The sequence below is a fragment of the Asticcacaulis sp. genome (assembly GCA_024707255.1).
Lineage (GTDB): Bacteria > Pseudomonadota > Alphaproteobacteria > Caulobacterales > Caulobacteraceae > Asticcacaulis.
The window spans coordinates 974,249-999,798 of the sequence record JANQAC010000001.1 but is presented as its reverse complement, the minus strand read 5'-3'; the positions used below and the strand labels follow the sequence as shown (position 1 = coordinate 999,798).

Below are 25,550 nucleotides of genomic sequence, written 5' to 3'. Positions count from 1 at the left end.
GATTAATACGCGTTAATCTTGAAAGTGAAGCCTTAACACATACTAAACAGAGTATTAACGATACCTTACCGCAAATTTTACGTCATATTTACCATGGCAATTAAGCGGATATTTAAGGAGGTCATGTAGGATGCTCTCATGTGATGGTAACAAAGGCAAAACGCCATGCTTCAAGAGCAACGCCGCGATAACAAAGGCGAAAAATACGTGATTGGTCCTACCGGGGCAAAACTGACGCTCAACGACCTGCCGCCCGCCGGCACGGAACGCTGGGTGATCCGCCGCAAGGCGGAGGTGGTGGCGGCCGTGCGCGGCGGTCTCCTGACCTTCGACGAGGCGTGCGAGCGCTACAACATTACCTCGGAAGAGTTCCTGGGTTGGCAAAAAGGCCATCGAGACCCATGGCATGGCCGGCCTGCGCACCACGCGCATCCAGAGCTACCGCTAGCTCTTGCTAGTATACGAGATTTGACAGCCACACCCGGCGACGGGTGTGGCTGTTGTCGTTTGCGTCACCTCTGCTTCAGCAGGACTTCGGCGATTTGCACAGCGTTGAGCGCGGCACCCTTGCGCAGGTTGTCGCCGGCCACGAACAGCACCAGGCCATTATCGGCTGAAGCGTCGCGGCGGATGCGGCCGACCTGGACCGGATCGCGGCCGGTAACGGCCAGCGGGTTTGGTACATCGGCGATTTCCACGCCCGGCGCCTCGCGCAGCAATTCCAGCGCCGCTTCGGGGGAGAGGGGGCGCTCGAACTCGACATTGATCGACAGCGAATGGCCGGTAAACACCGGCACGCGCACGCAGGTGGCGGCCACCTTGAGGTCGGGGAGGCCCAGGATCTTGCGGCTCTCGTCGCGCAGTTTCAGCTCTTCCTCGGTATAGCCGTCCTCGCCCAGCACATAGTTGAGCGGCACGACATTGAAGCCGATCGGCATGGCCCACTTGAGGATCTCGCCCATATCGACAGACGAACCATCATGCGCCAGCTTTTCGATATCCTTGCCGGCGGTCAAAATCTGGTCGCGCAGGATTTCGATGCCCTCGATGCCGCCGCCGGAGACGGCCTGATAGGTGCTGGCAACGAGGCGGATCAACCCGGCGGCGTCATGCAGGGGCTTCAGCACCGGCATGGCGGCCATGGTGGTGCAGTTCGGGTTGGCGACGATGCCCTTCGGGATATGGCGCAGGGCTTCGGGATTGACCTCGGAAACGACCAGCGGCACGTCGGGATCGCTGCGCCGGGCCGAGGAATTGTCGATGACGATAGCGCCGGCCGCGGCCACCTTCGGCGCCAAAGCCTTTGAGGTCGAGCCGCCCGCCGAGAAGAAGACGATGTCGAGCCCGCTAAAGTCTGCCGTCGCGGCGTCCTCGATGACGATCTCCTGGCCCTTGAAGGCCACGCGCTTGCCGGCCGAACGTGCCGAGGCAAACAGGCGCAAGCTGGCGAGGGGGAAATTGCGCTCTGCCAGCAGGGCCAGCATCATGCTGCCGACCAGGCCGCTGGCGCCGACAATACCGATGTTAGGTTGGGAATTCATAAGTCACGTCTCCTTGAAAAATAAGGCGGAAACGCGAGGTTTGGGTGTGTGGAATACAGACCGCCCCGCGCTTTCGCGGGGCTAAAGTCCAGTGTCTGCTGTTAAACCGCCAGCACGACAGGACCGCCCCGCATACGGGTCGGTGTCATTGTCGGTTTTGTGGTGGTCATCATGGACATGGCGGCGCTTATAGAGGGAAAAGCCGGGCGCGTAAAGGCGCTTATGATATTGATAAAGGACTCAAATGAGTCGTTTCTATTGCATCGGTTGTCATGATTGAGGCAGTGTCTCTTAAGCACGGCGGGACCGTTTCAAGCATGTGGGAAAATGACCTGAACAAGATGTCTGCACTTGCAGATCAAGCCAGATTAGAGGCGCTCTGGTGCAGATTTGCTGATTACCTTGAGCAGCACGGTAAGGGCATTCGTAAAAGAGCACTTGTCACTCTTACAGAATTTATCGATGAGGCCCTTTTGTGGCCTTTCGCTGAGCGGCTTCGTTTCACAATTTGGCTGCTTGAGAACATGCCCGTGGATGCCTTGGTGCAGCCCTTAACTATGCGTCTCTTAATTCCTACGCTGAAGGAATGGAAGGCGTACGATCCCTCGCAGGCTGGGGCGTATCTTTGGCTTGGTCTTTTGCGCTGTGATGTTCCGGCGGATCATTTGCAGCGCGCGCTCGAACTTGACCCGGAATGCCAAAAGGCGCGCGCGCAACTGTGCGAGTGGATTATTGGTGCCGTCAGCTACAATCAGCACGAATTGCCGGCGTTTTACATTCACGATCCGCGTATTGACCTCCTCGACTTAGCCGCGGCAGAGGCATTGTGTCGGGGATATGAAGATGCAGATTGGGGAGTTTGTGTACTCGCTGCAATCGCTGAGCAGCGCGAGTTGGCGGAAACGTGGCTGCGAAATCATCCACGCGCGGGTGATTTCGCAGCTCACTGAATTTACTTCCGCGTCAGGGGCTTCAGCCATTTGCGGATCGGCTCGTCGTAGAATTTCACCGCCAACCAGGCGAAGGTGACCACGATCACAAAGGCCGCCGCGCCGGCGATGTGCGCGGTTTGCAGGTCCGGTTTGGTGAAGGTGACGAAGTTCATATAGATCAGCAGGAAGGGGTAGTGCAGGATATAGATCGGGTAGGAAATGCGCCCGGCGAACTTGCACAGCGCCATTTCCAGTGCGGGGATCTGCGAATGGGCGCCGCACAGGATCAGCAGCGGGAAGACCACGATCACCATCGAAACTTCGTAGATACCGTTGGCGTGTGGCCACTCTTTGGGCATCAGCGGTATGGCGAAGACGGCTACGAGCACGATCGTCGCGGCGATCCAGCCGAGACGGATCTTCGGAAAGCGATCGCGGACGCGATAGAGCCACAGGCCCATCATGAAGGAGAAGGCCATGCGCGCCGTGCCCTGCCACAGGGTCTCCCAGTAGGAGCCGAGATCGAGCGTGTTCTTGTCCCAGGCGCACCAGGCCAGCAGCGCACCGGCTAGAACGACGAGCAGGCCCAGTGTTTTGGTGCCGAGGCGGCGCAGCACCAGGGCATAGACCAGGTTGCCGATATATTCCTGCAAGAGCGACCAGGCAGGGCTGTTCAGGCTGTGGGTATCCGTCCAGCGGTTGGGCAGGGGCGCGTGCGGCAGCATCAGGCAGATCAGGGCGAAATCAACCAAAACGGTGGCCAGCGGAATGGCCTTCTGGTTGGTGGCGAAGGGATCGAAGACGAAACTGAGCAGGCCCAGAACCGCCCCCAGCAGCACCAGCGGATGCAGGCGCACCAGCCGGATCAGGATGAACTGCCCGGTCGACATGGTCTTCCAGCGGTCATCATAGGCGTAGGCGACAACGAAGCCGGACAGGACAAAGAAGAAATCGACGGCAAGCGCGGCATGGTGCAGCAATTGCCCGGTATCGGCCCAGGAAACCGTCATGCCCATGATGTGGAACAGCACGACCAGAACAGCGGCGCTGCCGCGCAGGCCATCAAGCACCTCATAGTGCGCTTTTCCGGTGACGGTGGTGTCGGGCGATATGGCGGTGGTCATCTGTCCTCACTGTATAGGCGCCTTTCAGTCTGGATTGGAAAATCCGCCGCAGGCTTTCTCTCTCGATAACGGGTTTTGGGAGCGCTATCAACAGGCAGTGAGGCCGTTAGAACAGTAGGTTAGGCCCGCACGCGCAGAGTCTCGATATCGCGGGCCGGCGGGCAGCCGTAGAGCCGGCTATATTCGCGGCTGAACTGGGAAGGGCTCAGGTATCCGACGCGATGGCCGGCCGTGCCGGCGTCGCAAGCCTCCACCAGCATCAGCCGCCGGGCCTCGTGCAGGCGCAATTGTTTCTGATACTGCACGGGCGTCAGCGCCGTCACTGCCTTGAAATGGTGGTGCAGCGAGGAGACGCTCATGCCGCAGTCACCGGCCAGGTCTTCGATGCGCAGGGGGCGGGCAAAATGTTCGCGCAGCCAGGCGACAGCGCGGGCGATGCAGTTGCCTGGCGTATCGGCGCGCGCGATATTCAGCAGGCGCGGGCCATCCGGGCCGGTCAGCAGGCGATAAAGGATTTCCTGCTCGATCAGCGGCGCCATGGCGGGGATATCTGCCGGCGTATCGAGCAGCCGCAGCAGGCGGATGACGGCATCGAGCAGTTCAGGCGCCGCCTGATTGACACCGACGCCGCGCACCGGCGCGGTGGTGAAGGTCGGATGAGGCACAGGAAGGCGGGCGATGACCTCGCGCAGGCGGTCGCCATTGATCAGCATCCCCATGCCGAGTTGCGGCACCTCCGGACTGGCCTCGGTGACGCAGGAAATCACCGGCAGGTCGAGCGAGATCACGATGCACGAACCGACGCTGTAATGATGGGTTTCCGAACCGACCGTCACGCTCTTGGCGCCCTGCGCCACCAGGGCGAAACAGGCGTGCTGGCCCTTATGGATCGGCGCAGACGGGCCGGAACGGCGGCCAAGGAACAGGCCGTCTATGGGCGTCATGATCTCGCCATCGGCCGTGGCGTAACGGGCAATGAGCGCGGCAAGCTCACGATAGGGCGTAAAGGGCAGGCTCATGCGAAAACCATGTATTCTGTGAAGCCCTGACCATAGCAGAGCCGCGCCCGCAGGGAATGGTGAATGCGCGCCTTTTGCAGGATTGTGCATAAGGCTTGCAGGATTGCTATACCACCGCAACCGCTGACCGGTGCATGTTGGGCCATCACCAAACATCGGAAATACGACATGGCTTCCCTAACCGCCTGCGGCGCGGCCGCCCGACCTCACGTCTTCCATTCGCTCCTGCGTCACCGCCAGACCGGGGCCGGCAAGTGCGTCGCCATCTATGGCACGGATGGCCTGGCCCATATGGCCATCCGCATCGCCCGCGCCACCGGCGCCGAGGTCAGCGTGCTGGCGCCGGTCATATCGGCCACCGATAGGTTATGGATGGGCGCCGATCATTATTTCGCCACGCTGGATCCGGTGACGCACCGCGCGCTCGAAGGCGCGTTGGACCTGATTGTGTGTACGCAAGCCGATGCCGATATCAAGGCTTGCCTCGGCCTGCTGAAATTTGACGGCGCGCTGCTGATGTTGGAGGCGCAGGCATCGCCGGACCTGATCCGGAACGCATTGACCTTCTGCGGCCTGTCGGGTGTCATGACTGCGGAGAGCCTGTGATGAGCGAAGCCATTGAGATCACCAGCTTCCGGCTGGCCCGCGGCACCTGCGCCGAATTCATCGCCGCCAATGCCGGGGTTGATGCCTGGCTCAGGCGGCAGCCCGGCTTCCGTTCACGGCGCATCTGCGAACGCAGCGATGGCGTCATCCTCGACATACTGATCTGGGCGTCGGTGGCGGCGGGCGAAGCGGCCGCCAGCGGCGTGATGACGGAACTGGCCGACTCACCTGTCCATGCGCTGATCGACCAGGCGACGGTTTCGTGGAGTGTTTCGCCGGTCCGGCACACGGTTGCGTAAGGCCGCTTCGCCAATAACGTGAATTTGAACGGCCGCCACTCGCCCCGCGCCTGTGCCCGTGTTAAAAAGTTAATTCGGTTTTGAAAAGCAAAGCGCCTTGCGGAATAAGCCTTTTCGCGCACAGGGCTGATTAAATTCATAAAATCCCCATCAAAAATTAATGCCTAATTAACCCCGCACTGGGAAATTATTGCCTGGTTCGGTGGTCGGTGCGTCGGGAACGCGTTTGTCCGCCTGTTTGGTAATGGGGCGTCTGGCGCGTGGACTCATTTTTTGCTGGTTTACAGAAGTTCGGTATCGGCCGGCTGACGGCCATTCTGGGCGCCGCCGCCGGCGTGGCCGCGGTGCTGGCGGCCATCGTCCTGCATGTCAGCGCCCAGCCGCAGGCCCTGCTCTATTCGAACCTCGACCTCAAGGAAGCCGGCGAAATCACGCAGAATCTCGACCAGGCCGGGATCAAATATACCGCCAAGGGCGATGGCTCCGTCATCATGGTCGACCGCGACAAGGTGGCCACGGCGCGCATGATGCTGGCCTCAAAGGGCCTGCCCACCGCTGCCTCGGTCGGCTATGAAATCTTCGACAATGCCCCCACGCTCGGCCAGACCGAGTTCGTGCAGAACCTCGATAACCAGCGCGCGCTCGAAGGCGAACTGTCGCGCACCATCAATACATTGAAAGGCGTCTCCTCGACGCGCGTTCACCTGGTCATGCCCAAGCGCGAACTGTTCAGTGAAACGCAGGAACAGGCCAAGGCCACTGTCGTGCTCGGTCTTTCGGGCAGCAATCCCAATGCCGAACAGGTCGGCGCCATCCGCAATCTCGTGGCCTCGGCCGTCCCTAACCTGAAACCATCGGATGTCACCATCGTCGATGACCGCAATCACCTGCTGGCGGCGGGCGGCGATGAATCGGCCAATGGCCCGGGCGCGGCGCACCGCGACGAGGTGGAAGACAAGCTGCGCAAGCGTATCACCGATATCGTCGAGGGCGTGGTCGGGCCGGGCGCGGCGCGGGTTACCGTCACCGCCGATCTCGACCAGACCGCCACCACCCAGGAAAAGGTCGATTATAACCCCGATGGCCAGGTCGTCCGCTCGACCACTACTTCCGAATCGAAGGACAGCACGACCGACCCGAACAGCAATGGTGCGGTGACGGCTTCGGCCAATATTCCCGGCGGGGCGCAGCAGCCGGGCACCTCCACCGCCACCCAGCAGAGCGGCCAGACATCGGAAACCACCAATTACGAAATCTCGACTACCAAGACGACATCCGTCACGGCCCCCGGCGAGATCAAAAAGCTGGCCGTTGCCGTCGTCGTCGATGGCACCCTGACCCCTTCCAAGGATGGCAAGGCCCCGCCGGCCTATGCCGCGCGCTCGGCGGAAGACATGCAGAAGATCGATACCCTGGTGAAGGCCGCCATCGGCTATGACCAGACGCGCGGCGACCAGGTTCAGGTGGCCAATATCCGCTTCAGCCACGGCGATGTCGATGTCAATGGCGGCACCGGCGGCAAGGCGTCAATGTTCGATTTCGATAAGAACGACATCATGCGCGCCCTGGAAGTGGCCGTGTTGTTCGTCGTCGCCCTGCTGACCCTGTTCCTGGTGGCGCGCCCGCTCCTCAAATACATCACCACGGCACCGACCAACTATCTGGTGGCCGGTCCGGATGGGCAACTGCCGGCCGGCATGGCCCCGGCCGGCGCCGGCGCGGGCGGCGCGCCCGGCCTCGGCGGTCCGACCGACGGCGGTTTCCCGCAGATCAGCGGCGGCGGCATGGTGCCTTCGGTGAACGAGGCATCGGGCATCGATATCGCGCGCATCGAAGGCCAGGTGCGGGCCTCCTCGGTCAAGAAGGTGTCGGAATTCGTCGATCGCCATCCGGAAGAATCGGTGTCGATCCTGCGCTCCTGGCTGCACGAGGGATAAGGGATGGCTCTCGGCGCACGCAAGAATATCATTGACGATCCCAGGAAGCTTTCCGGCGTGGAAAAGGCGGCCGTGGTGCTGCTGGCGCTCGGCGAAGAGCATGTCTCGCTGTGGCAGTCGCTCGATGAGGAAGAGATCAAGGAAATCTCCCAGGCCATGTCGTCGCTCGGCACGGTGACATCGAACGTGGTCGAGGATCTGCTGGTCGAATTCGTTTCCGGCATGAGCAATTCGGGCACCATCATGGGGTCGTATGAGCAGACCCAGCGCCTGCTGACCAATTTCCTGCCGCCCGACAAGGTCGAGGCGCTGATGGAGGAAATCCGCGGTCCGGCCGGCCGGACCATGTGGGACAAGCTCGGCAACGTCAATGAGGCGGTGCTGGCCAACTATCTGAAGAACGAATATCCGCAGACCGTCGCCGTCGTTCTCTCCAAGATCAAGGCCGATCACGCCGCGCGCGTGCTCTCTTCCCTGCCGGAGGATTTCGCGCTCGAATGCGTGCAGCGGATGCTGCGCATGGAGCCGGTGCAGCGCGAAATTCTCGACAAGATCGAGCAGACCCTGCGCATCGAATTCATGTCCAACCTGGCGCGGACGAGCAAGCGCGACTCGCATGAACTGATGGCCGAGATTTTCAACAATTTCGACCGCCAGACCGAGAGCCGTTTCGTGGCCGCCCTGGAAGAACGCAACCGCGAATCCGCCGAACGCATCCGGGCGCTGATGTTCGTCTTCGAAGACCTTTCCAAGCTCGATCCGGGCGGCGTGCAGACCCTGTTGCGCGCGGTGGAGAAGGATCAACTGGCCCTGGCGCTCAAGGGCTCGTCGGACAGCTTGCGCGATATGTTCATGTCCAACATGTCGGAACGCGCCGCCAAGATCATGCGCGACGACATGGAATCGATGGGGCCGGTGCGCCTCAAGGATGTCGACGCCGCGCAGATGGCCATGGTGCAGGTTGCCAAGGATCTCGCCGCCAAGGGCGAAATCATGCTGGCCGGTCAGGGAGGCGATGATGAGCTTATATACTAGCGCTCACGCTGTTTTCGCTTCGCTCAACGCTCCGCGGGGGCGGCGAAACGTCGCCGGGGCGCAGTCGCGCCCTGTTAAGAGGAGCTTGTGTTTATCATGACCCAGCCCGTTCACAAGCGTTTCGAATTCGGCACCGTCTTCGGTGATGGCGGCCACATCGTCTCTGCCCCGCCGCCGCGCGAGAAGAAGTTCTATACGCCTGAAGAGGTCGAGGACATCCGCAAATCCGCTCAGGCCGCCGGTGAAAACTCGGCCCTGGCCCGCGCGCAGATGGCTCAGTCCGCCGCTTTGCAGGCTCTGGCCGATGCCGCGCAGCAAGGTTTGGGCGGCCTGACCGACGCCATCCACGCCCACAAGGAAGCCGCCGTGCGCCTGGCGCTCGTCTGTGCGCAGAAAATCGCCGCCGAGGCGCTGGAGCGTTTCCCCGAAGCGCCGCTGACCGCCGCGCTCGATGCGCTGAGCCAGGAGATCGAGCCGGCCACGCGCACTGGTGCTCTTCGCCAGCAATCCGAGCGATGAACTCAAGGCCGCTGCCGAGGAGGCCGTCATGCTGGCGGGTTTCACCGGCACCGTGCAGTTCCGCGACAACCCGACCCTGCCGAAAGGCGGCTTCGAGGTGGTGTGGAGCGATGGCCGCGCCGAATATAACCCGCAATCCGTGTTCGAGGCGCTCGAACACGCCCTGAACGAAGCCCTCGAAGCCGAGGCATATCACCAAAGCCGCACCCATGAGTAAGGAGTAAGTCATGGCCGATCTGGGTCTGGAAGATTTTGAAGATACCGGCATCCCCGGACCGGGGCCGGAAGACGAGGGCGACAAGTCGGCGGCCGACCTGGCGCCGGTCTTCGATGTGCCGGTCAATATCTCGGCCGTGCTGGGCAAGAGCTACATGTCTGTTTCCCAGCTTCTGCGGCTGGGGCAGGGCAGCGTTCTGGAACTCGATCGCAAGGTCGGGGAAGCCATTGATATTTATGTAAATAACCGCCTGGTCGCGCGTGGCGAAGTGGTGGTGGTCGATGATCGTCTGGGTGTGACCATGACGGAAATCATCAAGAGCGAGGATTCGGGTCAATGAGACTGTTAGTTGTAGGCAAGCTGAGCGGCCAGCTCTCCGTCGCGGTCAAGATGGCCATGGAAACCGGCGCCAAGGTGGCGCATGTCGAAACGCCGACCCAGGCCACCGCCGCCCTGCTGAAAGGCCAGGGCGCGGACCTGCTGATGGTCGATTACGAGCTTGATATCAAGTCGCTGATCGAGGCCAATGAGCGCGAGCATATCTTCGTCACGGTCGTCGCCTGCGGCGTCAATCCGGACCCGCGCAAGGCCGCCTTCGCCATTAGCCAGGGTGCAAAAGAATTCATCCCCTTGCCGCCCGATGCCGAACTGATCGCGGCGGTGCTGGCGGCGGTTTCCGACGATGCGCGTCCGCTGGTGACGGTCGATCCCTCCATGCAGGCTGTGCTGAAACTGGCCGACCAGGTGGCGGGGTCCGACGCCTCCATCCTGATTACCGGTGAAAGCGGCGTCGGTAAGGAAGTGATGGCGCGCTACCTGCATGAAAAGAGCAAGCGCGCGACGCGGCCGTTTATCTCGGTCAACTGCGCCGCCATTCCGGATAACCTGCTGGAATCCGAACTGTTCGGCCACGAGAAGGGCGCCTTTACCGGCGCCATGGCCCGCCGCATCGGCAAGTTCGAAGAGGCCGACGGCGGCACCCTGCTGCTCGACGAAATCTCCGAAATGGACACGCGTTTGCAGGCAAAGCTGCTGCGGGCGCTTCAGGAGCGCGTCATTGATCGCGTCGGCGGCGCCAAGCCGGTGCCGGTCAATATCCGCGTGCTGGCGACCTCCAACCGCAACCTGGCTCAGGCGGTGAAAGAGGGCACCTTCCGCGAGGATCTGCTCTACCGCCTGAACGTCATCAACCTGGCACTTCCTCCGTTGAGAGAACGCCCGGCCGACATTCTGGCGCTGTCTGAACACTTCGCCAAGAAGTACTCCGAAGCCAATGCCATTCCTTTGAAGCCGATCTCGCTTGAGGCCAAACGCCGGCTCCAGGCCCATCCGTGGCCGGGCAATGTGCGCGAGCTGGAAAACGCCATGCACCGCGCCGTGCTGCTCTCGACCGGCGCGGAAATCGACGCCGAAGCCATCCGCTTGCCGGATGGCCAGCCGCTCAATCCGGTGGCGCCGATCGGCATGGATTATGTCAATCGCGCCGCCGAGGCCGCCCAAAGCGCCGCGCGCACCTTTGTCGGCTCGACGGTCGCCCAGGTCGAACAGAAGCTGATCCTCGATACCCTGTCGCACTGCCTGGGCAACCGGACCCATGCCGCCAATATCCTCGGCATTTCCATCCGCACTTTGCGCAACAAGCTGAACGAATATACGGCAGCGGGCCTCAGCGTCCCGGCCCCGCAATCGGGGTCCAGCGCGGCTTAAACACCTCTCCTCCCCTGCGAAGCGGGGGAGGTGGCAGCGCGAAGCCCTTTAGGGCTGGTGTCGCTGACGGAGGGGGCTTCCCCCCTCAATTTGGAAAAGCCACCTCCTGTGGAACCGCACGGGCGACCTCTTTCAAATTAGCGTGCGCGCGATTTTCATGAAAATCGCGCGGAAAATTGACTTTTTTCAGGCGATATGTATTGTAATCGCTCGATTGGTCGAGCGGAGAAGTTCCGATGGCGCTTAGTAGAGAAGTTCGCAGGCTGGAACGTGCCTGGCAAAATGAAACCGCGTGGCCCAAACGTCTTGATTGGGTCGAAATTGATAACATCCGCGGTTGGCAAGGTCAGCGTCTTCGCTTCCCATTCCCTATCATGGCGATTTCGGGAGAAAATGGGTCTGGTAAATCCACGATTATCCAGGCGTGTGCCGCATCTTACCAGCGGCAACAAAGTACTGGTTCGGTGAAGCAAAAAGGCACGAAATACGCTTCTGATTTTTTTCCAAAGACTTTTTGGGATGAGATTACTAACGCGTCTGTTCGCTTCGGTTATACTGAAGGAAAGGATGTGAAGGAAGGAAGCATACGAAAGCACACAGAGCGATGGAAGGGTAACTCTGAGCGCCCGATACGGCCTGTCCAATTCTTGGACCTGAGCAGAATTGTTCCAATTGGCGGTAGAACTGGATACGCAAAGATAGCCAAGAGTCCCCACATAGAGGCATCATTTGAGAGCTTTGACGATGCAAGATTAAGCCGGTTGTCAAATATTTTGGGTCATAAATATGATCAAGCTAAAATGTCACTCTCAAATGTTGATCTTGAACGGCCGATACCTGTTTTAAAGAGAACAAATTCCTCATATTCCGGTTATCATCAGGGGCAAGGCGAGACAACTATTGCTGAATTACTTCAAGCTGATCTCCCCAAATACGGACTGATACTTATCGATGAAATTGAGTCATCGCTACATCCAAGGGCGCAACGTCGTTTAGTTCGAGACTTGGCTACAGTTTGCCGAGAACGGGAGTTACAAATTATTCTAACAACTCATTCACCGTATATTCTTGAGGAACTTCCCAAAGAAGCACGCCTTCAAATATTTGAACAGGACGGGGTAAGGCAGGCGATGATAGGTGTTAGCCCTGAGTTTGCTCTAAGTCATATGGATGATGTGCAGCACCCAGAATGCGAGATATACGTTGAAGATGACGCAGCAAAAACACTCGTAGTTGAAATGTTGTCACAAAGGGACCGTGATCTTTGCTCAAGATTATTGGTCACTACGTATGGGGCAGCATCTGTGGGATATCAACTCGGCCAAATGGTTGAAGGTAAGCGTTTCCCACGGCCAGTAGGTGTCTTCCTTGATGGGGATTGTGCAGAAGGTAGAGGGTGTTGTGTGTTGCCGGGTGGAGATGCACCAGAAAGAGTCGTCTTTGAAGATTTGTCTGAAAAAAGGTGGGGTGACTTATGGGTATTGCTGATGCGGGACACATCCATCGTATCTGATGCGTGTGACAATAGCCTAACTCTAACCAATCATCATGATTGGATTGGTGAGGCGGCAAAGCGCCTAATGATTGGTGGCAATGTTCTGTGGCACGCCATGTGTGCGGAATGGGTTAAGAAGTGCTTGAAGCAAAACGATTATTTGCGAATTAAGCAGTATGTTGAAGATCGCCTTTCGGATTATTCCTAACCGCTTTATTCTTTAACAGGGTGTCCTATCGAGCGGGACTCTTTTAACGCAAATTAACCATTCGTTCACCACGGATCGGGTAATTTTTGCCTAGTCCGGCCGCCGGATAAGTTTTGTATCCCGGAGAACCGCGTGGCCGTCGCCTCACCCGTCCCCATTCCCTTCAAGCCTTCCGAAATCGGCGGCTGGCTGAAGCGCGGCGAGGTCATCATGGCCGTCGGCGTGATCTCGATCATCGTGATCCTGATCGTGCCCATGCCGAGCTGGGTGCTCGACATTCTGCTGTCGCTCTCCATCACCTCGGCCATCCTGATCCTGATGACCGGCCTCTTCATCAAGAAGCCGCTGGAATTCTCATCCTTCCCGACCGTGCTGCTGGTGACGACCCTGTTCCGGCTGGCGCTCAACATCACCTCCATGCGCATTATCCTGACCCATGGCCAGGATGGTTCGGAAGCGGCCGGTGCCGTCATCCACGCCTTCGGCATGTTGATGACCCAGGGCAATTTCATCATCGGGGCGATCCTCTTCGCCATCCTGGTGCTGGTCAATTTCGTCGTCATCACCAAGGGTTCGGGCCGTATCGCCGAAGTGGCGGCGCGCTTCACCCTCGATTCGATGCCCGGCAAGCAGATGGCCATCGATGCCGACCTCTCCTCCGGCCTGATCGACCAGGAAGAGGCCAAGATCCGCCGCAAGGAGGTCGAGCAGGAATCGGGCTTCTTCGGCGCCATGGACGGTGCCTCGAAGTTCGTGCGCGGCGACGCCGTGGCCGGCATTGTCATCACGGTCGTCAATATCGTCGGCGGCATCCTGATCGGCATTTTCCAGCACCAGATGGATGCCGGTGAAGCCGCGAAAACCTACATGCTGCTGACCATCGGCGACGGCCTGGTGACGCAAATTCCGGCCCTGATCATTTCGATTGCCGCCGGTTTCCTCGTCTCGAAAGCCGGCGTCGATGGCTCGGCCGACAAGGCCATCGTGCTGCAACTGGCCAGGAACCCCGTGGCGCTGGGCGTCGTCTCGGCGGCTTCCGGCGTCATGGGGCTGATCCCCGGAATGCCGATCGTGTTCTTCGGCGCCATTTCTCTGGCCACCGGCGCCCTGGCCTGGCGCATCGGCCGCCAGCCGCCGCCGCCCAGCCAGGCGCAACTCGATGCCATCAATGCCGCCAACATGCCGCCTGAGGAAGAACCGATCTCGGCGGCGCTGGCCATAGACGATGTCAAGATCGAGCTGGGCACTGGGCCTGCTCGGCCTGATCAACGATCTCGACGGCCGCAAGCTGACCGACCAGATCAAGGCCCTGCGCCGCACCCTGGCGCAGGAATACGGCTTCATCATGCCTTCGGTGCGCATCCTCGATAATATGCGCCTGCCGTCTCAGGGCTATTGCGTGCGCATCAAGGAAATGGAAGCCGGTTCCGGCGAGGTGCGCATCGGTTCGCTGATGGCCATGGACCCGACCGGCCGCCAGGTCGAACTGCCCGGCGAGCACATGAAGGAACCGGCCTTTGGCCTGCCCGCCACCTGGATCGATAACGCCCTGCGCGAGGAAGCCACCTTCCTCGGCTACACCATCGTCGATCCGGCCACCGTCATCACCACCCACCTGACGGAAATCCTCAAGGACAATATGGCCGATCTGCTCAGCTATTCGGAACTGACCAAGCTGCTGCGCGACCTGCCTTCGGATGAAAAGAAGCTGGTGGACGACCTGATCCCGCAGGTGGTTTCGACCGCTACGCTGCAACGCGTATTGCAGGCGCTGCTCAAGGAACGCGTGTCGATCCGCGACCTGCCGGCCATTCTCGAAGCGTTGGGCGAGGCGGCCTCGCACACCAAGTCGATCACCCAGATGGTCGAACATGTGCGGTCGCGCCTGGCGCGGCAACTGTGCTGGGCCAATCGCTCGGACGATGGCAGCCTGCCGATCGTTACCCTCTCGCCGGACTGGGAAAACGCCTTTGCTTCGTCGCTGGTGGGGCAGGGCGAGGACCGGCAACTGACCATGGCGCCGTCGCATTTGCAGGATTTCATCCGCGGCGTGCGCGATACCTTCGAACGTGTCTCGATGAACGGCGAGGTGGCGGTGCTCCTGACCTCGCCCACCATCCGGCCGTTCGTGCGCTCGATCATCGAACGCTTCCGGGCCAATACGGTGGTGATGAGCCAGAACGAAATCCACCCGAAGGTGAAGCTCAAAACGGTCGGGCAGGTGTAAACTTTACCGCTTACAAGAGCTGAGTTATGAGTGTGACGGACACACTTTGAAATGGCCAATGACTCCAGAGAATATCGAATTTACCGGATATCTTTCCAGATGGAAGCTCGTCGGATGTCTAATCTTATGGATATGCGGTGTTGCGAGTGTTGTTTTCAGCACCGTCGATGACCATACCTACTACAGATGGATGTTTCAGCCTTGGGCATTTCCTTTAAGGGTGCTTTTGGTCATTGGCGGGGTGTGGCTAATCCTGGTCACTCTACGGCTATTGATTATGGCGTTCACAAACACGCCTGCCATTCAGGTGAGTGACGGCAACATCACTCTATGGCGATGGAAAGCGGTGACTTTTCCGATTTCAAGCATTACTGAAATAAAAGCAATTTCAAATGGTATTTATAATATCCGTGTTGCCGGTAAAAAATATGCAATTGCTCGTCTGTTCTTTAGATGTCCCGAATTGCTTGATGCCAATATGGAAAAGTTGATCAACGTCATACACTTCTAAACCATGCCCAACGCCTTTGACCGCCACGAACCTAACCTGCCGCCTGGTGCGCGCGATGTGCTGGCCACCATCCGTCTGCACGGCTGGTCCTATGCGCCGGGTAGCCACCAGAACGTAAAGCTCAAGATGGTGGAGCAGGTGTAATGCTGTCTGCGTTGGATGCCGAAGAGAGTAAGCTGGATGAAAGCGAACGAAAGTTCGTCAGCACCATCCGCGAGCATGGCTGGTTCAACACGCATATTCTGGCGAGCGAAGAGATGCCGGGATTCAATTTCACGACAGGTTTTCAAGTCAATCTCGGCGTGCCAGAAATCATTGTTTTTGGCTTGCGAGATCAGGTGGCGCACGGCCTTTTATGGAATTTCTACCGCGATCTGAAGGCGGGTAAACGCTATGAAACGGGCCAGCCCTACGCCGATTTTCTGGAAGGATTTGAAATTTGTTTTCAGGTCGTCGACAAGTCACAATACCATAATCATCTGGGATGGAGCCGCTGGTTTTACGCCGGGGATGAGTTCGATTGCTGGCAATTGATCTGGCCGGACAAACTGGGCAAGTTTCCCTGGGAAGCAAACTTCAATCCAAATCTGCTTGACCTTCAGCCGGATTTATCGGCAGGGCATTGGGGCGGAAAAATCCTGAACTGATAAGCCTGATGCCCAACGCCTTTGAACGCCACGAACCCAATCTGCCGCCCGGCGCGCGCGATGTGCTGGCCACCATTCGCCTGCACGGCTGGTCCTATGCGCCGGACGATCATCACGCCTATACCACCGGTTTGGGCTGGAGCCTGAAAGCGCCGGAGATCGTGGTGTGCGCGCAAGTCCCGCATGTGGCGCGCGACCTGCTGGCCGAAGCCTATCGCCAGATTGCCGCCGGGGTAAAACTGCGGCCCGGCAAGCCCTATGACGGCTTTTTCGAGGATTGCCCGGTCTTTTTCCAGCCCATCGAGCGGCGCTGGTATGACCGCTATCTCGGCTGGAGCGTCTGGTTCTGGGGTGATTATACGTTCAAGGCCCTGCAAATGGTGGTGCCGGATTCCAGGGGCCTGCTGCCCTGGCAGCCGGGTTTCGATCCGGCGGAAACGCAGCCCGATCTCTCCGGCCGCAAATGGGCAGCCCGCGGTTAACCAATCACAAGTCTTGACAATTTCGCCGTAAACGACGTTAACAATGCGACGGAAGACAAATTCGTCTTTGCGGGGAATTCGGCATAATGCAGCGTACCATCAGACAGGTTTTCGGCACCACGCGCCCCAGGGATATCTGGCTCAACCTGTTCACGTTTGACCAGTTGCTGACGCGGCCGATCATCCACATCGTCTACTGGTGCGGACTGGGCCTTTTGTTTATCGGCGCGCTCGGCTGGGCGGGCATCATGGTCGGCACCGGCATCAAGGACGCCTCGATCATGGGCTGGCTGCTGTCGTTCGGCCTGCTGGTGGTCGGTTTCCTCGGTTTCATGATCGCCGTGCTGGCCTGGCGGTCGGTGTGCGAACTCTATATGGCGGTGATGAATATCGCCGAAGACCTGCGTTACCTGCGCCAGTTCCAGGAAAAGCTGACGCCCCAGAACTTTGTGGCGCCTGCGGCGCCTGTGGCTCCGGAACCCGTGGCGGCGCCGGATGTGGCGGCCGTGGCCGAACCCGCGGCCCAAAATGGTTCGAAGGATAATATCCTCGAAGACCCGTTCTTTCGCCCGCGCTTCGAGCGCAAGGATTTGTAACCTTTATCCTCCCTTGCGAGCCTCTTGGCGAAGCGGGGGAGGTGTCAGCGCCCAAGTCATGCGGGCAAAGCCCGCAGGGCTGGTGTTGCTGACGGAGGGGGCTATGCGGTGTGAGGGGGAGTGCCCCCTCCGTCGCGGACAAGCCGCGCCGCCTCCCCCGCTTCGCAGGGGAGGATCATCTCTTAGCCTCACTTCATCGCGCTGACAAACGCCTGGGCCAAGGGCTTCGGCCGGCCGAGACCATCGAACAGCACCGGCTCATCCGGCAGCAGCCCCTTGCCGCCCTGCGGCGTATTCAGCCACGAATCGGAATCGCGCAAAGCCCACAGGGTCAGGCCATAGCGCTGGCGCTCCGGCACGTCATGATAGGCGTCCAGCAGTTCGCTCAGCACCCTTACCTGATGGATGCGCGGGGCGGCGAGAGTGACCGGATGATCTTCGCGCAGGGAAATATCGACCTCGGATACATGCACCATCAGGCCCAGCGAGGCGATATCGCGGATCGCTGCCTTGATCAGGCCCGGTTCTATGCCGGAATCGATATGGGTCTGGGTGCCGATGCCGGATAATGGCGCGCCCTCTTTCAGCAGCTTTTCGCACAGCTTCAAGAAAGTGATGCGTTTCTTCGGCGTCAGTTCGAGATTGTAATCATTGAGGAAGAGGATGGCGGAAGGGTCCGCCTGATGCGCCGCTTCCAGCGCCAAGCCGATATAGTCATCGCCCAGCACCTCCCGCCACAGGCAGGGCCTTAGGCCCCGGCCATCATTCCACACCGGCTCATTGACTACATCCCAGCCCCTGATGAAGCCGGTGAAATGGCCGATCACGTTCTGGATGTAGCGGGTATAGGCGAGCAGAAAGGCATCGGGTTTCGCCTTCAGTTTCTGGAAATAATCGCCGTCCTGCGCATACCAGATCAGGGCGTGGCCGTGCAGGCCCATGCCATTGCGGCGTGCAAAGCCGGCCAGGGCGTCGGCACGGTCAAATTGCAGGCTGCCGTCCGCCCGCAGCAGATATTCCATCTTCATTTCCCACTCGGGCGTCAGACGGGAAAAGTGCGTGGCGGCCAGCTTCGTCCAGGCCGAATCGGACAGCTTGCGGTAGCTGGCGGAAACGCCCAGCGGATATGGCGTGACGGATTTGAGCGGCGGGACGGCGCCATAGGTTTGCGCCACCGCCGGAATTTGGCCAAACGCTGTCGCGGCCGCGGCCAGTCCGCTCAGAAGGCCGCGCCGGTTCACAGATTAAGCCTGGCGGCTCAAGCGCAGCGAAACCTCATCCAGCATGGCGTTTTCGGCGCGCTTGTCATTGGCGACGCGCTTCAGATGGGTGATTTCGGCGACGTGCTCGAACTTCTTCAGGTCTTCAAACGCCAGGCCCAGCGAATCACGCACGCCGTCTTCTTCCTGGGTGATCAGGTCGAGTTCGGTTGCGGCGGCATCGCGGCGGAACTGGAAGCCGCGCTTGTAGGCGGTCAGGCTGTGGGCCAGCATGGGGTCTTCGGCGGCGCGCACGCATTCCAGCTCGAATTCGGCATCGAGCGTGGCCAGCTTCATTTCGGCGTGTGTGCGGCGGGTAACCACCTCGGCCAGTCGTTTTTGCAGGGTTTCGACCTCGAAAGTGGACAAACGAATTAATGATTTGGCCCATTTGGTCATGATATTCCCCTTGCACTGACTGGCTTTACCGGCAGCGCGGCTACCGGTATCGGGTCAAAAAGTTAACCCTTGCTAAGAATGTCGGCCAAAAGGGTAAAGGACTCGTCAAGAGGTGTGTAATCATCCTTATCCTGACGCAGAAATTGTTCGATATCAGGGTTAAGAATAATCGCCCGATCGACATCGGGATCGGCGCCGGAACGATAGGCGCCAATGCGGATCAGTTCTTCCATATTCGAGTAGGCGGACATCACCTTGCGCGCCTGCCGCACCACCTCGCGTTCGGGGATCGACTGGCATTCCGGCATGGTCCGGCTGATCGATTTCAGCACGTCGATGGCGGGAAAACGGCCGCGTTCGGCAATGGTCCGGCTCATGACGATGTGCCCGTCCAGGATACCGCGCACGGCATCGGCGATCGGCTCATTGTGGTCGTCGCCATCCACCAGCACAGTGAACAGTCCGGTGATCGGACCCGTCTGGGTGCCGTCATCAAGCATGGGGCCGGGGCCGGCGCGTTCCAGCAGCTTGGGCAGTTCGGCGAAACAGGTGGGGGTATAGCCCTTGGTCGTCGGCGGTTCGCCGGTGGCCAGGCCGATTTCGCGCTGGGCCATGGCAAAGCGGGTGACCGAGTCCATCAGGCACAGCACTTCCAGCCCCTGGTCGCGCAGGAACTCCGATAAGGCCAGCGTCATATAGGCGGCCTGGCGGCGTTTCAGGGCGGGCTCGTCCGAGGTGGCGACCACGACGATGGCGCGCTTCAGCCCCTCTGGCCCCAGGGTTTCTTCAATAAATTCACGCACTTCGCGGCCACGTTCGCCGATCAGCCCAACGACGACGGCATCACAGGTCGCCTCGCGCGCCAGCATGGAGAGCAGCACCGACTTGCCGACCCCGGAACCGGCGAAGACGCCCAGGCGCTGGCCGCGGCAGCAGGTGGTGAAGACATCCATGGCGCGGACGCCGAGATTGAGGCGTTCGCCCACGCGCGCGCGCTTGTGCGCCGCTGGCGGGGCGGCCTTCAAGAGATAGCCTTCCGGGCCCTGCGGCAGGGGACCATGTTCGTCGATGGCGTTACCGAAACTGTCGACAATACGGCCCAGCCAGGCGGTGGTGGGGTAAACCTTGGCACCTTCGGAAGAGATGCGGATTTCGGCGCCGGGGGTGACGCCTTCGACCGGTCCGAAGGGCATCATCAGGGCGCGGTCCTCGCGGAAACCGACAACCTCGACCGGCAGCGGGGTATCATGCCGGCGGATGATTTCGCAGCGGGCGCCGACCTGCATGTAGCTGAGGCCGCCCCGCGCCTCGATCAGCAATCCGTTGACCACCGCCACGCGCCCGAAAATGCGCAGGGGATCGATATTTTTCACCACTTCGACCAGATCTTGCATGGCGGCGATTATGGTAAATGAGAGCTTAAGAAAGGTTAACAGGCAGTTTGTAAGAGGCTTTATTTCTTGTACCTCCCCATCTTTGATGGGGAGGGGGACCGACGCGCGGAGCGCGTTGGTGGTGGGGTATCTTGCTTTCTTATTCTGCTCCTCACATGATCAGCCTATGACCCCCATCCTTCTTGTTCCCGGTCTGCTGTGTACGGCGGAAATCTTCGCGCCGCAGATAGCCGCGCTCTGGCCCTGTGGACCCGTCACCGTGGCCTCGACGCTCGAAGGCGAGACCCTCCCGGAAATTGCCGCCCATATCCTGGCCGATGCGCCGCCGCGCTTCGCCCTGGCCGGTATTTCGATGGGTGGCTATATCTGCTTCGAAATCCTGCGCCAGGCGCCGGAACGGGTGACCAGGCTGGCCCTGCTCGATACCACGGCGCGGCCCGATACGCCGGAACAGACCACCCAGCGCCGGGCGCTGATCGCCCTCAGCCAAAAGGCCAGTTTCAGGACCATCCTGGCGCAGATGTTCACGACCCTGGTGCATCCGTCGCATCGGCGGAATGCACATCTGCGCGATGTCCAGACCCGCATGGGGCTGGTGGTGGGGATTGACGGCATGGCGCGCCAGCAGGCGGCCATTATCGCGCGCTTGGATTCGCGGCCGGACCTGCCGGGGATTGCCATTCCCACCCTCGTCCTCGTCGGCGACAAAGACCCGCTGACCCCGCCCGATCGCGCCGAAGAAATGGCCGCCGCCATTCCTGGTGCGCGTCTCGTTATCGTGCCGGACTGCGGTCACATATCGACGCTCGAACAGCCGGAAGCGGTCAATCGCGCGCTGATCGAGTGGCTCAGTCTTTCAGGATAAACACCCCGACCCGGTGTTCGCAGCTTTGCCGTTCCGGGGCATCAGCCGGTGTTTCCGGGTGGGCAAAAGCGGTGTGGAAGACGGTCTTAAGTCCGGCCTCCGGTGCCTCCTTGAAATGCTCGAAAATCTTGAACACCAGAACCTCGCCAGTCGTCATGTCCGGATAGTAATGCCAGCGGTGTTCGGGATTATAGCGCAGCGAAAGCTGGTTGGTGTTCTTGCCGGAAGGCGCGAAATCGACCAGGGCGGCGGGCACGAGATCATCCGGCGCCACCGAGGCCGGATGGCAGATGGCCAGCGGCATGTGACGCAGGGGCTGGTCCATATAGACGGTGCGCCAGAAATTGAGCACCATGTAGCCGGCGACATCCGGCTGATCGTAGCGTGCCCGCCAGCTTTGCGCATATTCCGGCGTCGAAAAGGCTTCGAGGCTTTCCATATAATCATCCGGCGTCAGGCCGTGATCCTGATGGACACCTTGCGCATAAGGATTGCTGCCGGGGCCGCGCCGCACCAGATAAGGCCCCTGGCGGATTTCGAGCCTGCGGCCGGGCAACAGGCGATCACGGATCAGGGCTTCGATTTCCGGCATATAGACACGCAGGATATCGTTCTTTTCCTGGTCTTGCGATGCGCCGGAATCCCAGTCCGCCACCTGCGAGACATGATCGGTTAGCGCGAAGCCATTGGCGGCCAGAAACGCATCTACGGGCAGGTCACCGGTTTGCAGGGCGCGGGCGTCATGGATCGCAATCGGCGGCGCAGCTTCCCAAGGCATGGGACCATCGGCCGGGCCATTGACGCGGATCAGCACCGGGCCGTCGATCACCAGATCACGGCGGATAAAGCCATTGAGTATTGCTGTTGTTTCCATCGCCTGTCCCTGTTTTTGTTAGGGTAAGATATTGGCGGGCGACCGTCATTTGGCAAGGGAAACTTGACCGCGCAGTTTGCACCTGGTCTAACCGGCGCAGGGGGAACCATGCGCGCCTATTATACCGCGGACCGGTCGAAATTCTTCAGCGACAGCGAAGAACATATTATCGGAGCCTTGGCGCTCCGACACAGCTTCGACCTGGAAGACAACCAGAAACGCGCCTGGCAGCAGCAGATACTGATCATGCGCAATGCGCTGAACGCGATTGTTGCCTTCACGATTTATTTTGAGTTCGCCATTCCGCGCATGGGCAAGCGCGCCGATGTCGTCGTGGTCATTGGTGACTGTATCTTCGTCATTGAGTTCAAGGTCGGCAGCAACGCGTTTTCGCCTCAGGCGATTGAGCAGGTCGAAGACTATGCGCTTGATCTCAAGAACTTCCACGCCGGCAGTCATGACCTGTCGATCGTGCCCATCCTGGTGCCGACAAAGGCCAACAGCGCACATCCTGTGCAACTGGAACTGTCATTCGGTCAGGTGGCGCGCCCGGTTCTGGCAAGTGTTATCGATCTGGCCGACATTATCCGCATGAAAAGCGCGCAGCATATCCATAACGATTTGAATGTCGATGAATGGGCGGCCTGCGGCTATCGGCCGACCCCGACAATCATTCAGGCGGCGCAGGCGCTGTATGCCAATCACAATGTCGAGGATATCACCCGGCGTGATGCCGATGCCGTTAATCTCACCCGGACAGAGGCCGCGATCTCTCAAGTCATTTCAGAAGCCAAAGCCTTTCAGCACAAGGCCATCTGCTTTGTCACCGGCGTACCCGGCGCCGGCAAGACCCTGGCCGGCCTGGATATTGCCACCAAACGCAGCGAGGACAGGACCGAGCACACGACCTATCTGACCGGCAACGGGCCGCTTATCGCCGTATTGCAGACCGCCCTGGCGCGGGATCAGGCGGCGCGCGAAAAAGTGTCCGTCAAGTTTGCGGAAAGCAAGGTGAAAGCGTTTATCCAGAATATCCATGAATTTCGGGACGAGTATGCGACCCGAAGCGCATTACCGCCTTCCGATCATGTGGTGGTGTTCGACGAGGCCCAGCGCGCCTGGACGAAGGCGCAGGCGTCGAAATTCATGCAGGCCAAGCGCAATATTCCTGATTTCGACATGTCCGAGCCGGAATTCCTGCTGAGCGTCATGGATCGCCACGATGACTGGTGTACGGTCATCTGCCTGGTGGGCGGCGGCCAGGAGATCAATACCGGCGAGGCGGGGCTTTCCGAATGGATGGCGGCCATTCGTGACCGTTTTCCGCACTGGCAGGTCCATGCCTCGGCGCAGATTGTTCAGCCGGATTACGATCTGAATAACGACGCCAAAGCCTTTATCGCAAGCGAGCAGGTGCATCTGCATGATGACCTGCACTTAGGCGTTTCGATGCGCTCCTTTCGCGCCGAAACCCTGTCGGACTTCATTTCCCACCTGCTTAATGGTGATGCCGAGGCCGCGCGGATTGCCCATGCGCGGCTCGAAAACTACCCCATCCATCTGACGCGCGATCTGGCGGCCGCCAAGGCGTGGCTGCGCGACACCGCTCGCGGGTCCGAACGTTATGGCCTGGTGGCCTCGTCCGGTGCCCAGCGTCTGCGACCGGAAGGCATCCATATCAAGGCCGCGATCGATCCCGCCAACTGGTTCCTCAATGATCGGTCGGATGTGCGCTCGTCCTTCTATCTGGAAGAGGTCGCCAGCGAGTTTGACGTGCAGGGGCTGGAACTGGACTTCACCGGTGTTTGCTGGGATGCCGACTGGCGCTACATAGATGGCCAGTGGCAGGCATGGAATTTCAAGGGCACGAAGTGGCAGAAGATCAATGACGGTTTCCGCCGGCTCTATCTGAAGAACGCCTACCGCGTGTTGCTGACCCGCGCGCGCCAGGGCATGGTGATCTTCGTGCCCCAGGGCGATGACGCCGATCCCACCCGGCCAAAGCGGTTTTATGATGAGACCTGGGACTATCTGGAAAGCTGCGGGTTGAAGCAGCTCCCGAATAGTTGATCAGTCCGTGTAACGCGGTTGTGTTACATTACAGAGAAGGCGGGGGACCAACAGGAGTGCTCCTATGTTCTTTATGAAAGATGCGGCGCAGCAGGCGCTCGATATCAATATCGGCCGCGTGCTTGAGATGTTCCGGTCCGGCGTTCTGGACCGCAGCCAGGCGTGCGAGGCCCTGACGCGCTTTTTCGAGGGCGCCTCCCACCATGACGCCGCCGATCTGAATGCTCACCTGATGCGTATCGTCGAGCGGGTGGATATCGGCACCCTGGAGCCCAAGGAAGCCCGCCACAAGCTGGTGAAAGCGGCGCTGGCCTCGGAAAAGAACGACCTGCGCTATGTCGATATCCTCCACCATATGGTCGAGGAAGCGTAATCAGGTTTCATAAGAGCTGGTTTTGAGGGCGCGCTGGCAATGGCGGCGCGCTAAGGATTTTTGCGTTGTTTAGGGCCTTTATTTGTTTCCGCTACCTGCTGAAACAATTTGCCCTTCGCAAGGCTTCGGGCGTTCGTCAGGGGAATCGAAACATCTAGTCTCGATTCCATAAGTTTTGGCCTTTGGCCAAAACTTCCTTTCTCACTGTGTGATTCAAATGACTCACCCGGAGAAAATGCCGGTAAAAATCCTGTGCATAAAGAGAATCGTTGACTCCCGACTCTTGCCCCCGATTCGCAAATCACCTTACCCCTTGAATCTGAGTTTTCTAACCCGAGTTGTTAAGCTTAACGAATCTTAAGGGATTTCCTGTTTAGCATGAAGGTTAACGGGTATTCGCATGTCGCGGGTGCCGCTTTCGTTACCCACGAGCCGGGAGGGGCTTATATGCGCGTACTACTTATTGAAGACGACAGCGCGACCGCTCAGAGCATCGAACTGATGCTCAAGTCGGAAGGCTTTAACGTCTATACCACCGACCTCGGCGAAGAGGGCATCGACCTCGGCAAGATCTATGATTACGATCTGATCCTGCTCGATCTCAGCCTGCCAGACATGTCCGGCCCGGAAGTGCTGCGCCAGTTGCGCGTCGGCAAGATCAACACGCCGATCATGATCCTTTCCGGCACCTCGGAAATCGATACCAAGGTCAAGACCACGGGTTCCGGCGCCGACGACTACATGACCAAGCCGTTCCACAAGGACGAACTGATCGCGCGTATCCACGCCGTTGTCCGTCGTTCCAAGGGCCACGCCCAGTCGGTCATCCGCACCGGCGACATCGTCGTCAACCTGGATGCCAAGACCGTTGAAGTCTCCGGCAACCGCGTCCACCTGACCGGCAAGGAATACGAAATGCTGGAGTTGCTGTCCCTGCGCAAGGGCACGACGCTCACCAAGGAAATGTTCCTCAACCACCTCTATGGCGGCATGGACGAGCCCGAACTGAAGATCATTGACGTGTTCATCTGCAAGCTGCGCAAGAAGCTGGCTGTGGCCGCCGATGGCAACCACTATATCGAAACCGTCTGGGGCCGCGGCTATGTGCTGCGCGATCCGCACGAACAGGGCTCGATCGTCGCTGCTTAATCAGCGCGCCTGCCTTTAAGAGTATCGAAAAAGCCTGCCGACCTCTCTCGGCAGGCTTTTTTTGT

General features: G+C 59.7%; 26 protein-coding genes and 2 pseudogenes. 21 read left to right on the top strand and 7 right to left on the bottom strand.

All coding sequences use genetic code 11. The features are described from left to right. Window positions 1-165: 165 nt before the first annotated feature. A pseudogene (locus NVV72_04805) lies at window positions 166-448 on the top strand (DUF1153 domain-containing protein). Window positions 449-512: 64 nt separating this feature from the next. On the opposite strand, the gene NVV72_04800 reads toward NVV72_04805, so the two are convergent. After that, complete coding sequence (locus NVV72_04800; GenBank protein MCR6658681.1) at window positions 513-1,541, bottom strand: aspartate-semialdehyde dehydrogenase; 1,029 nt, start codon at window positions 1,539-1,541, stop codon at window positions 513-515. Window positions 1,542-1,858: 317 nt separating this feature from the next. Between NVV72_04800 and NVV72_04795 the strand changes: the two genes are divergently transcribed. After that, window positions 1,859-2,491 carry a hypothetical protein gene (locus tag NVV72_04795; protein MCR6658680.1) on the top strand — a complete coding sequence of 211 codons (633 nt, stop codon included), beginning with the start codon at window positions 1,859-1,861 and terminating at the stop codon, window positions 2,489-2,491. Between the two features lie 2 nt (window positions 2,492-2,493). Here the strand turns inward: NVV72_04795 and NVV72_04790 are convergent, their stop codons facing one another. Both NVV72_04790 and NVV72_04785 read right to left on the bottom strand, forming a co-directional pair. After that, complete coding sequence (locus NVV72_04790) at window positions 2,494-3,597, bottom strand: acyltransferase (GenBank protein MCR6658679.1); 1,104 nt, start codon at window positions 3,595-3,597, stop codon at window positions 2,494-2,496. A 119-nt stretch (window positions 3,598-3,716) separates the two neighbouring features. Beyond that, a complete protein-coding gene (locus NVV72_04785; protein MCR6658678.1) occupies window positions 3,717-4,616 on the bottom strand; it encodes an AraC family transcriptional regulator in 900 nt (299 codons plus the stop codon). A 168-nt stretch (window positions 4,617-4,784) separates the two neighbouring features. Here NVV72_04785 and NVV72_04780 point away from each other — a divergent pair, with 168 nt between their 5' ends. From NVV72_04780 to NVV72_04710, 15 genes and pseudogenes are all read left to right on the top strand, one after another. After that, window positions 4,785-5,222: a hypothetical protein gene (locus NVV72_04780; GenBank protein MCR6658677.1), complete on the top strand. Its 438-nt coding sequence runs from the start codon at window positions 4,785-4,787 to the stop codon at window positions 5,220-5,222. Then, complete coding sequence (locus tag NVV72_04775; GenBank protein ID MCR6658676.1) at window positions 5,222-5,521, top strand: hypothetical protein; 300 nt, start codon at window positions 5,222-5,224, stop codon at window positions 5,519-5,521. Before NVV72_04780 ends, NVV72_04775 begins: the two co-directional genes overlap by 1 nt. A gap of 260 nt (window positions 5,522-5,781) precedes the next feature. Next, the gene (fliF, locus tag NVV72_04770) at window positions 5,782-7,458 is read left to right on the top strand and encodes a flagellar M-ring protein FliF (protein MCR6658675.1); all 1,677 of its coding nucleotides are present in this window, start codon (window positions 5,782-5,784) and stop codon (window positions 7,456-7,458) included. Between the two features lie 3 nt (window positions 7,459-7,461). Further along, window positions 7,462-8,493 (top strand): flagellar motor switch protein FliG, encoded by a 1,032-nt coding sequence (gene fliG, locus NVV72_04765; protein MCR6658674.1) that lies wholly within the window; start codon window positions 7,462-7,464, stop codon window positions 8,491-8,493. A 96-nt stretch (window positions 8,494-8,589) separates the two neighbouring features. Continuing rightward, window positions 8,590-9,012: a hypothetical protein gene (locus NVV72_04760; protein MCR6658673.1), complete on the top strand. Its 423-nt coding sequence runs from the start codon at window positions 8,590-8,592 to the stop codon at window positions 9,010-9,012. Next, a complete protein-coding gene (locus NVV72_04755) occupies window positions 8,984-9,229 on the top strand; it encodes a hypothetical protein (protein MCR6658672.1) in 246 nt (81 codons plus the stop codon). The genes NVV72_04760 and NVV72_04755 overlap by 29 nt, the downstream gene beginning before the upstream one ends. A gap of 10 nt (window positions 9,230-9,239) precedes the next feature. After that, a complete protein-coding gene (gene fliN, locus NVV72_04750) occupies window positions 9,240-9,569 on the top strand; it encodes a flagellar motor switch protein FliN (protein MCR6658671.1) in 330 nt (109 codons plus the stop codon). Next, the gene (locus NVV72_04745; GenBank protein ID MCR6658670.1) at window positions 9,566-10,936 is read left to right on the top strand and encodes a sigma-54 dependent transcriptional regulator; all 1,371 of its coding nucleotides are present in this window, start codon (window positions 9,566-9,568) and stop codon (window positions 10,934-10,936) included. Before fliN ends, NVV72_04745 begins: the two co-directional genes overlap by 4 nt. Window positions 10,937-11,172: 236 nt before the next feature. Beyond that, window positions 11,173-12,639: an AAA family ATPase gene (locus NVV72_04740; GenBank protein MCR6658669.1), complete on the top strand. Its 1,467-nt coding sequence runs from the start codon at window positions 11,173-11,175 to the stop codon at window positions 12,637-12,639. Between the two features lie 210 nt (window positions 12,640-12,849). Next, a pseudogene (gene flhA / locus NVV72_04735) lies at window positions 12,850-14,866 on the top strand (flagellar biosynthesis protein FlhA). A 58-nt stretch (window positions 14,867-14,924) separates the two neighbouring features. After that, window positions 14,925-15,377 (top strand): hypothetical protein, encoded by a 453-nt coding sequence (locus NVV72_04730; protein MCR6658668.1) that lies wholly within the window; start codon window positions 14,925-14,927, stop codon window positions 15,375-15,377. A gap of 3 nt (window positions 15,378-15,380) precedes the next feature. Continuing rightward, window positions 15,381-15,521: a hypothetical protein gene (locus tag NVV72_04725; protein MCR6658667.1), complete on the top strand. Its 141-nt coding sequence runs from the start codon at window positions 15,381-15,383 to the stop codon at window positions 15,519-15,521. Further along, a complete protein-coding gene (locus NVV72_04720; protein ID MCR6658666.1) occupies window positions 15,521-16,024 on the top strand; it encodes a DUF4262 domain-containing protein in 504 nt (167 codons plus the stop codon). The genes NVV72_04725 and NVV72_04720 overlap by 1 nt, the downstream gene beginning before the upstream one ends. Before the next feature lie 8 nt (window positions 16,025-16,032). Continuing rightward, entirely contained in the window at window positions 16,033-16,506 is a 474-nt protein-coding gene (locus NVV72_04715; protein ID MCR6658665.1) for a DUF4262 domain-containing protein, read from the top strand. A gap of 86 nt (window positions 16,507-16,592) precedes the next feature. After that, window positions 16,593-17,102 (top strand): DUF4282 domain-containing protein, encoded by a 510-nt coding sequence (locus tag NVV72_04710; protein ID MCR6658664.1) that lies wholly within the window; start codon window positions 16,593-16,595, stop codon window positions 17,100-17,102. A 188-nt stretch (window positions 17,103-17,290) separates the two neighbouring features. Here the strand turns inward: NVV72_04710 and NVV72_04705 are convergent, their stop codons facing one another. The 3 genes from NVV72_04705 to fliI form a co-directional block, all read right to left on the bottom strand. After that, on the bottom strand, window positions 17,291-18,343 hold the full coding sequence (locus NVV72_04705) for an endo-1,4-beta-xylanase (protein MCR6658663.1): 1,053 nt from the start codon (window positions 18,341-18,343) through the stop codon (window positions 17,291-17,293). Window positions 18,344-18,346: 3 nt separating this feature from the next. Then, entirely contained in the window at window positions 18,347-18,760 is a 414-nt protein-coding gene (locus NVV72_04700; GenBank protein ID MCR6658662.1) for a flagellar export protein FliJ, read from the bottom strand. A 62-nt stretch (window positions 18,761-18,822) separates the two neighbouring features. Beyond that, window positions 18,823-20,154 carry a flagellar protein export ATPase FliI gene (gene fliI, locus NVV72_04695; protein MCR6658661.1) on the bottom strand — a complete coding sequence of 444 codons (1,332 nt, stop codon included), beginning with the start codon at window positions 20,152-20,154 and terminating at the stop codon, window positions 18,823-18,825. A 166-nt stretch (window positions 20,155-20,320) separates the two neighbouring features. On the opposite strand from fliI, the gene NVV72_04690 reads away from it, so the two are divergent. Further along, window positions 20,321-21,019 carry an alpha/beta hydrolase gene (locus NVV72_04690; GenBank protein MCR6658660.1) on the top strand — a complete coding sequence of 233 codons (699 nt, stop codon included), beginning with the start codon at window positions 20,321-20,323 and terminating at the stop codon, window positions 21,017-21,019. Here NVV72_04690 and NVV72_04685 read toward each other — a convergent pair. Then, on the bottom strand, window positions 21,003-21,893 hold the full coding sequence (locus NVV72_04685; protein ID MCR6658659.1) for a hypothetical protein: 891 nt from the start codon (window positions 21,891-21,893) through the stop codon (window positions 21,003-21,005). The two genes, NVV72_04690 and NVV72_04685, sit on opposite strands and share 17 nt — an antisense overlap. A 108-nt stretch (window positions 21,894-22,001) precedes the next feature. On the opposite strand from NVV72_04685, the gene NVV72_04680 reads away from it, so the two are divergent. The 3 genes from NVV72_04680 to NVV72_04670 all read left to right on the top strand — a co-directional run bounded on the left by NVV72_04680 (window position 22,002) and on the right by NVV72_04670 (window position 25,485). Then, window positions 22,002-23,963: a DUF2075 domain-containing protein gene (locus NVV72_04680; protein MCR6658658.1), complete on the top strand. Its 1,962-nt coding sequence runs from the start codon at window positions 22,002-22,004 to the stop codon at window positions 23,961-23,963. A gap of 64 nt (window positions 23,964-24,027) precedes the next feature. Then, a complete protein-coding gene (locus NVV72_04675; protein MCR6658657.1) occupies window positions 24,028-24,336 on the top strand; it encodes a hypothetical protein in 309 nt (102 codons plus the stop codon). A gap of 447 nt (window positions 24,337-24,783) precedes the next feature. Beyond that, window positions 24,784-25,485, top strand: a complete 702-nt coding sequence (locus NVV72_04670) for a response regulator transcription factor (protein MCR6658656.1) — start codon at window positions 24,784-24,786, stop codon at window positions 25,483-25,485. Window positions 25,486-25,550 lie beyond the last annotated feature (65 nt).

Coding starts and splice junctions, on each gene's coding strand:
- NVV72_04680 (MCR6658658.1), top strand. CDS start 22,002: ATGCGCGCCTATTATACCGCGGACCGGTCGAAATTCTTCAGCGACAGC.
- NVV72_04670 (MCR6658656.1), top strand. CDS start 24,784: ATGCGCGTACTACTTATTGAAGACGACAGCGCGACCGCTCAGAGCATC.
- NVV72_04725 (MCR6658667.1), top strand. CDS start 15,381: ATGCCCAACGCCTTTGACCGCCACGAACCTAACCTGCCGCCTGGTGCG.
- NVV72_04700 (MCR6658662.1), bottom strand. CDS start 18,760: ATGACCAAATGGGCCAAATCATTAATTCGTTTGTCCACTTTCGAGGTC.
- NVV72_04800 (MCR6658681.1), bottom strand. CDS start 1,541: ATGAATTCCCAACCTAACATCGGTATTGTCGGCGCCAGCGGCCTGGTC.
- NVV72_04780 (MCR6658677.1), top strand. CDS start 4,785: ATGGCTTCCCTAACCGCCTGCGGCGCGGCCGCCCGACCTCACGTCTTC.
- NVV72_04760 (MCR6658673.1), top strand. CDS start 8,590: ATGACCCAGCCCGTTCACAAGCGTTTCGAATTCGGCACCGTCTTCGGT.
- NVV72_04740 (MCR6658669.1), top strand. CDS start 11,173: ATGGCGCTTAGTAGAGAAGTTCGCAGGCTGGAACGTGCCTGGCAAAAT.
- NVV72_04710 (MCR6658664.1), top strand. CDS start 16,593: ATGCAGCGTACCATCAGACAGGTTTTCGGCACCACGCGCCCCAGGGAT.
- NVV72_04790 (MCR6658679.1), bottom strand. CDS start 3,597: ATGACCACCGCCATATCGCCCGACACCACCGTCACCGGAAAAGCGCAC.
- NVV72_04785 (MCR6658678.1), bottom strand. CDS start 4,616: ATGAGCCTGCCCTTTACGCCCTATCGTGAGCTTGCCGCGCTCATTGCC.
- NVV72_04730 (MCR6658668.1), top strand. CDS start 14,925: ATGACTCCAGAGAATATCGAATTTACCGGATATCTTTCCAGATGGAAG.
- NVV72_04690 (MCR6658660.1), top strand. CDS start 20,321: ATGACCCCCATCCTTCTTGTTCCCGGTCTGCTGTGTACGGCGGAAATC.
- fliG (MCR6658674.1), top strand. CDS start 7,462: ATGGCTCTCGGCGCACGCAAGAATATCATTGACGATCCCAGGAAGCTT.
- fliN (MCR6658671.1), top strand. CDS start 9,240: ATGGCCGATCTGGGTCTGGAAGATTTTGAAGATACCGGCATCCCCGGA.
- NVV72_04685 (MCR6658659.1), bottom strand. CDS start 21,893: ATGGAAACAACAGCAATACTCAATGGCTTTATCCGCCGTGATCTGGTG.
- NVV72_04675 (MCR6658657.1), top strand. CDS start 24,028: ATGTTCTTTATGAAAGATGCGGCGCAGCAGGCGCTCGATATCAATATC.
- NVV72_04720 (MCR6658666.1), top strand. CDS start 15,521: ATGCTGTCTGCGTTGGATGCCGAAGAGAGTAAGCTGGATGAAAGCGAA.
- NVV72_04795 (MCR6658680.1), top strand. CDS start 1,859: ATGTGGGAAAATGACCTGAACAAGATGTCTGCACTTGCAGATCAAGCC.
- fliI (MCR6658661.1), bottom strand. CDS start 20,154: ATGCAAGATCTGGTCGAAGTGGTGAAAAATATCGATCCCCTGCGCATT.
- NVV72_04775 (MCR6658676.1), top strand. CDS start 5,222: ATGAGCGAAGCCATTGAGATCACCAGCTTCCGGCTGGCCCGCGGCACC.
- NVV72_04745 (MCR6658670.1), top strand. CDS start 9,566: ATGAGACTGTTAGTTGTAGGCAAGCTGAGCGGCCAGCTCTCCGTCGCG.
- NVV72_04715 (MCR6658665.1), top strand. CDS start 16,033: ATGCCCAACGCCTTTGAACGCCACGAACCCAATCTGCCGCCCGGCGCG.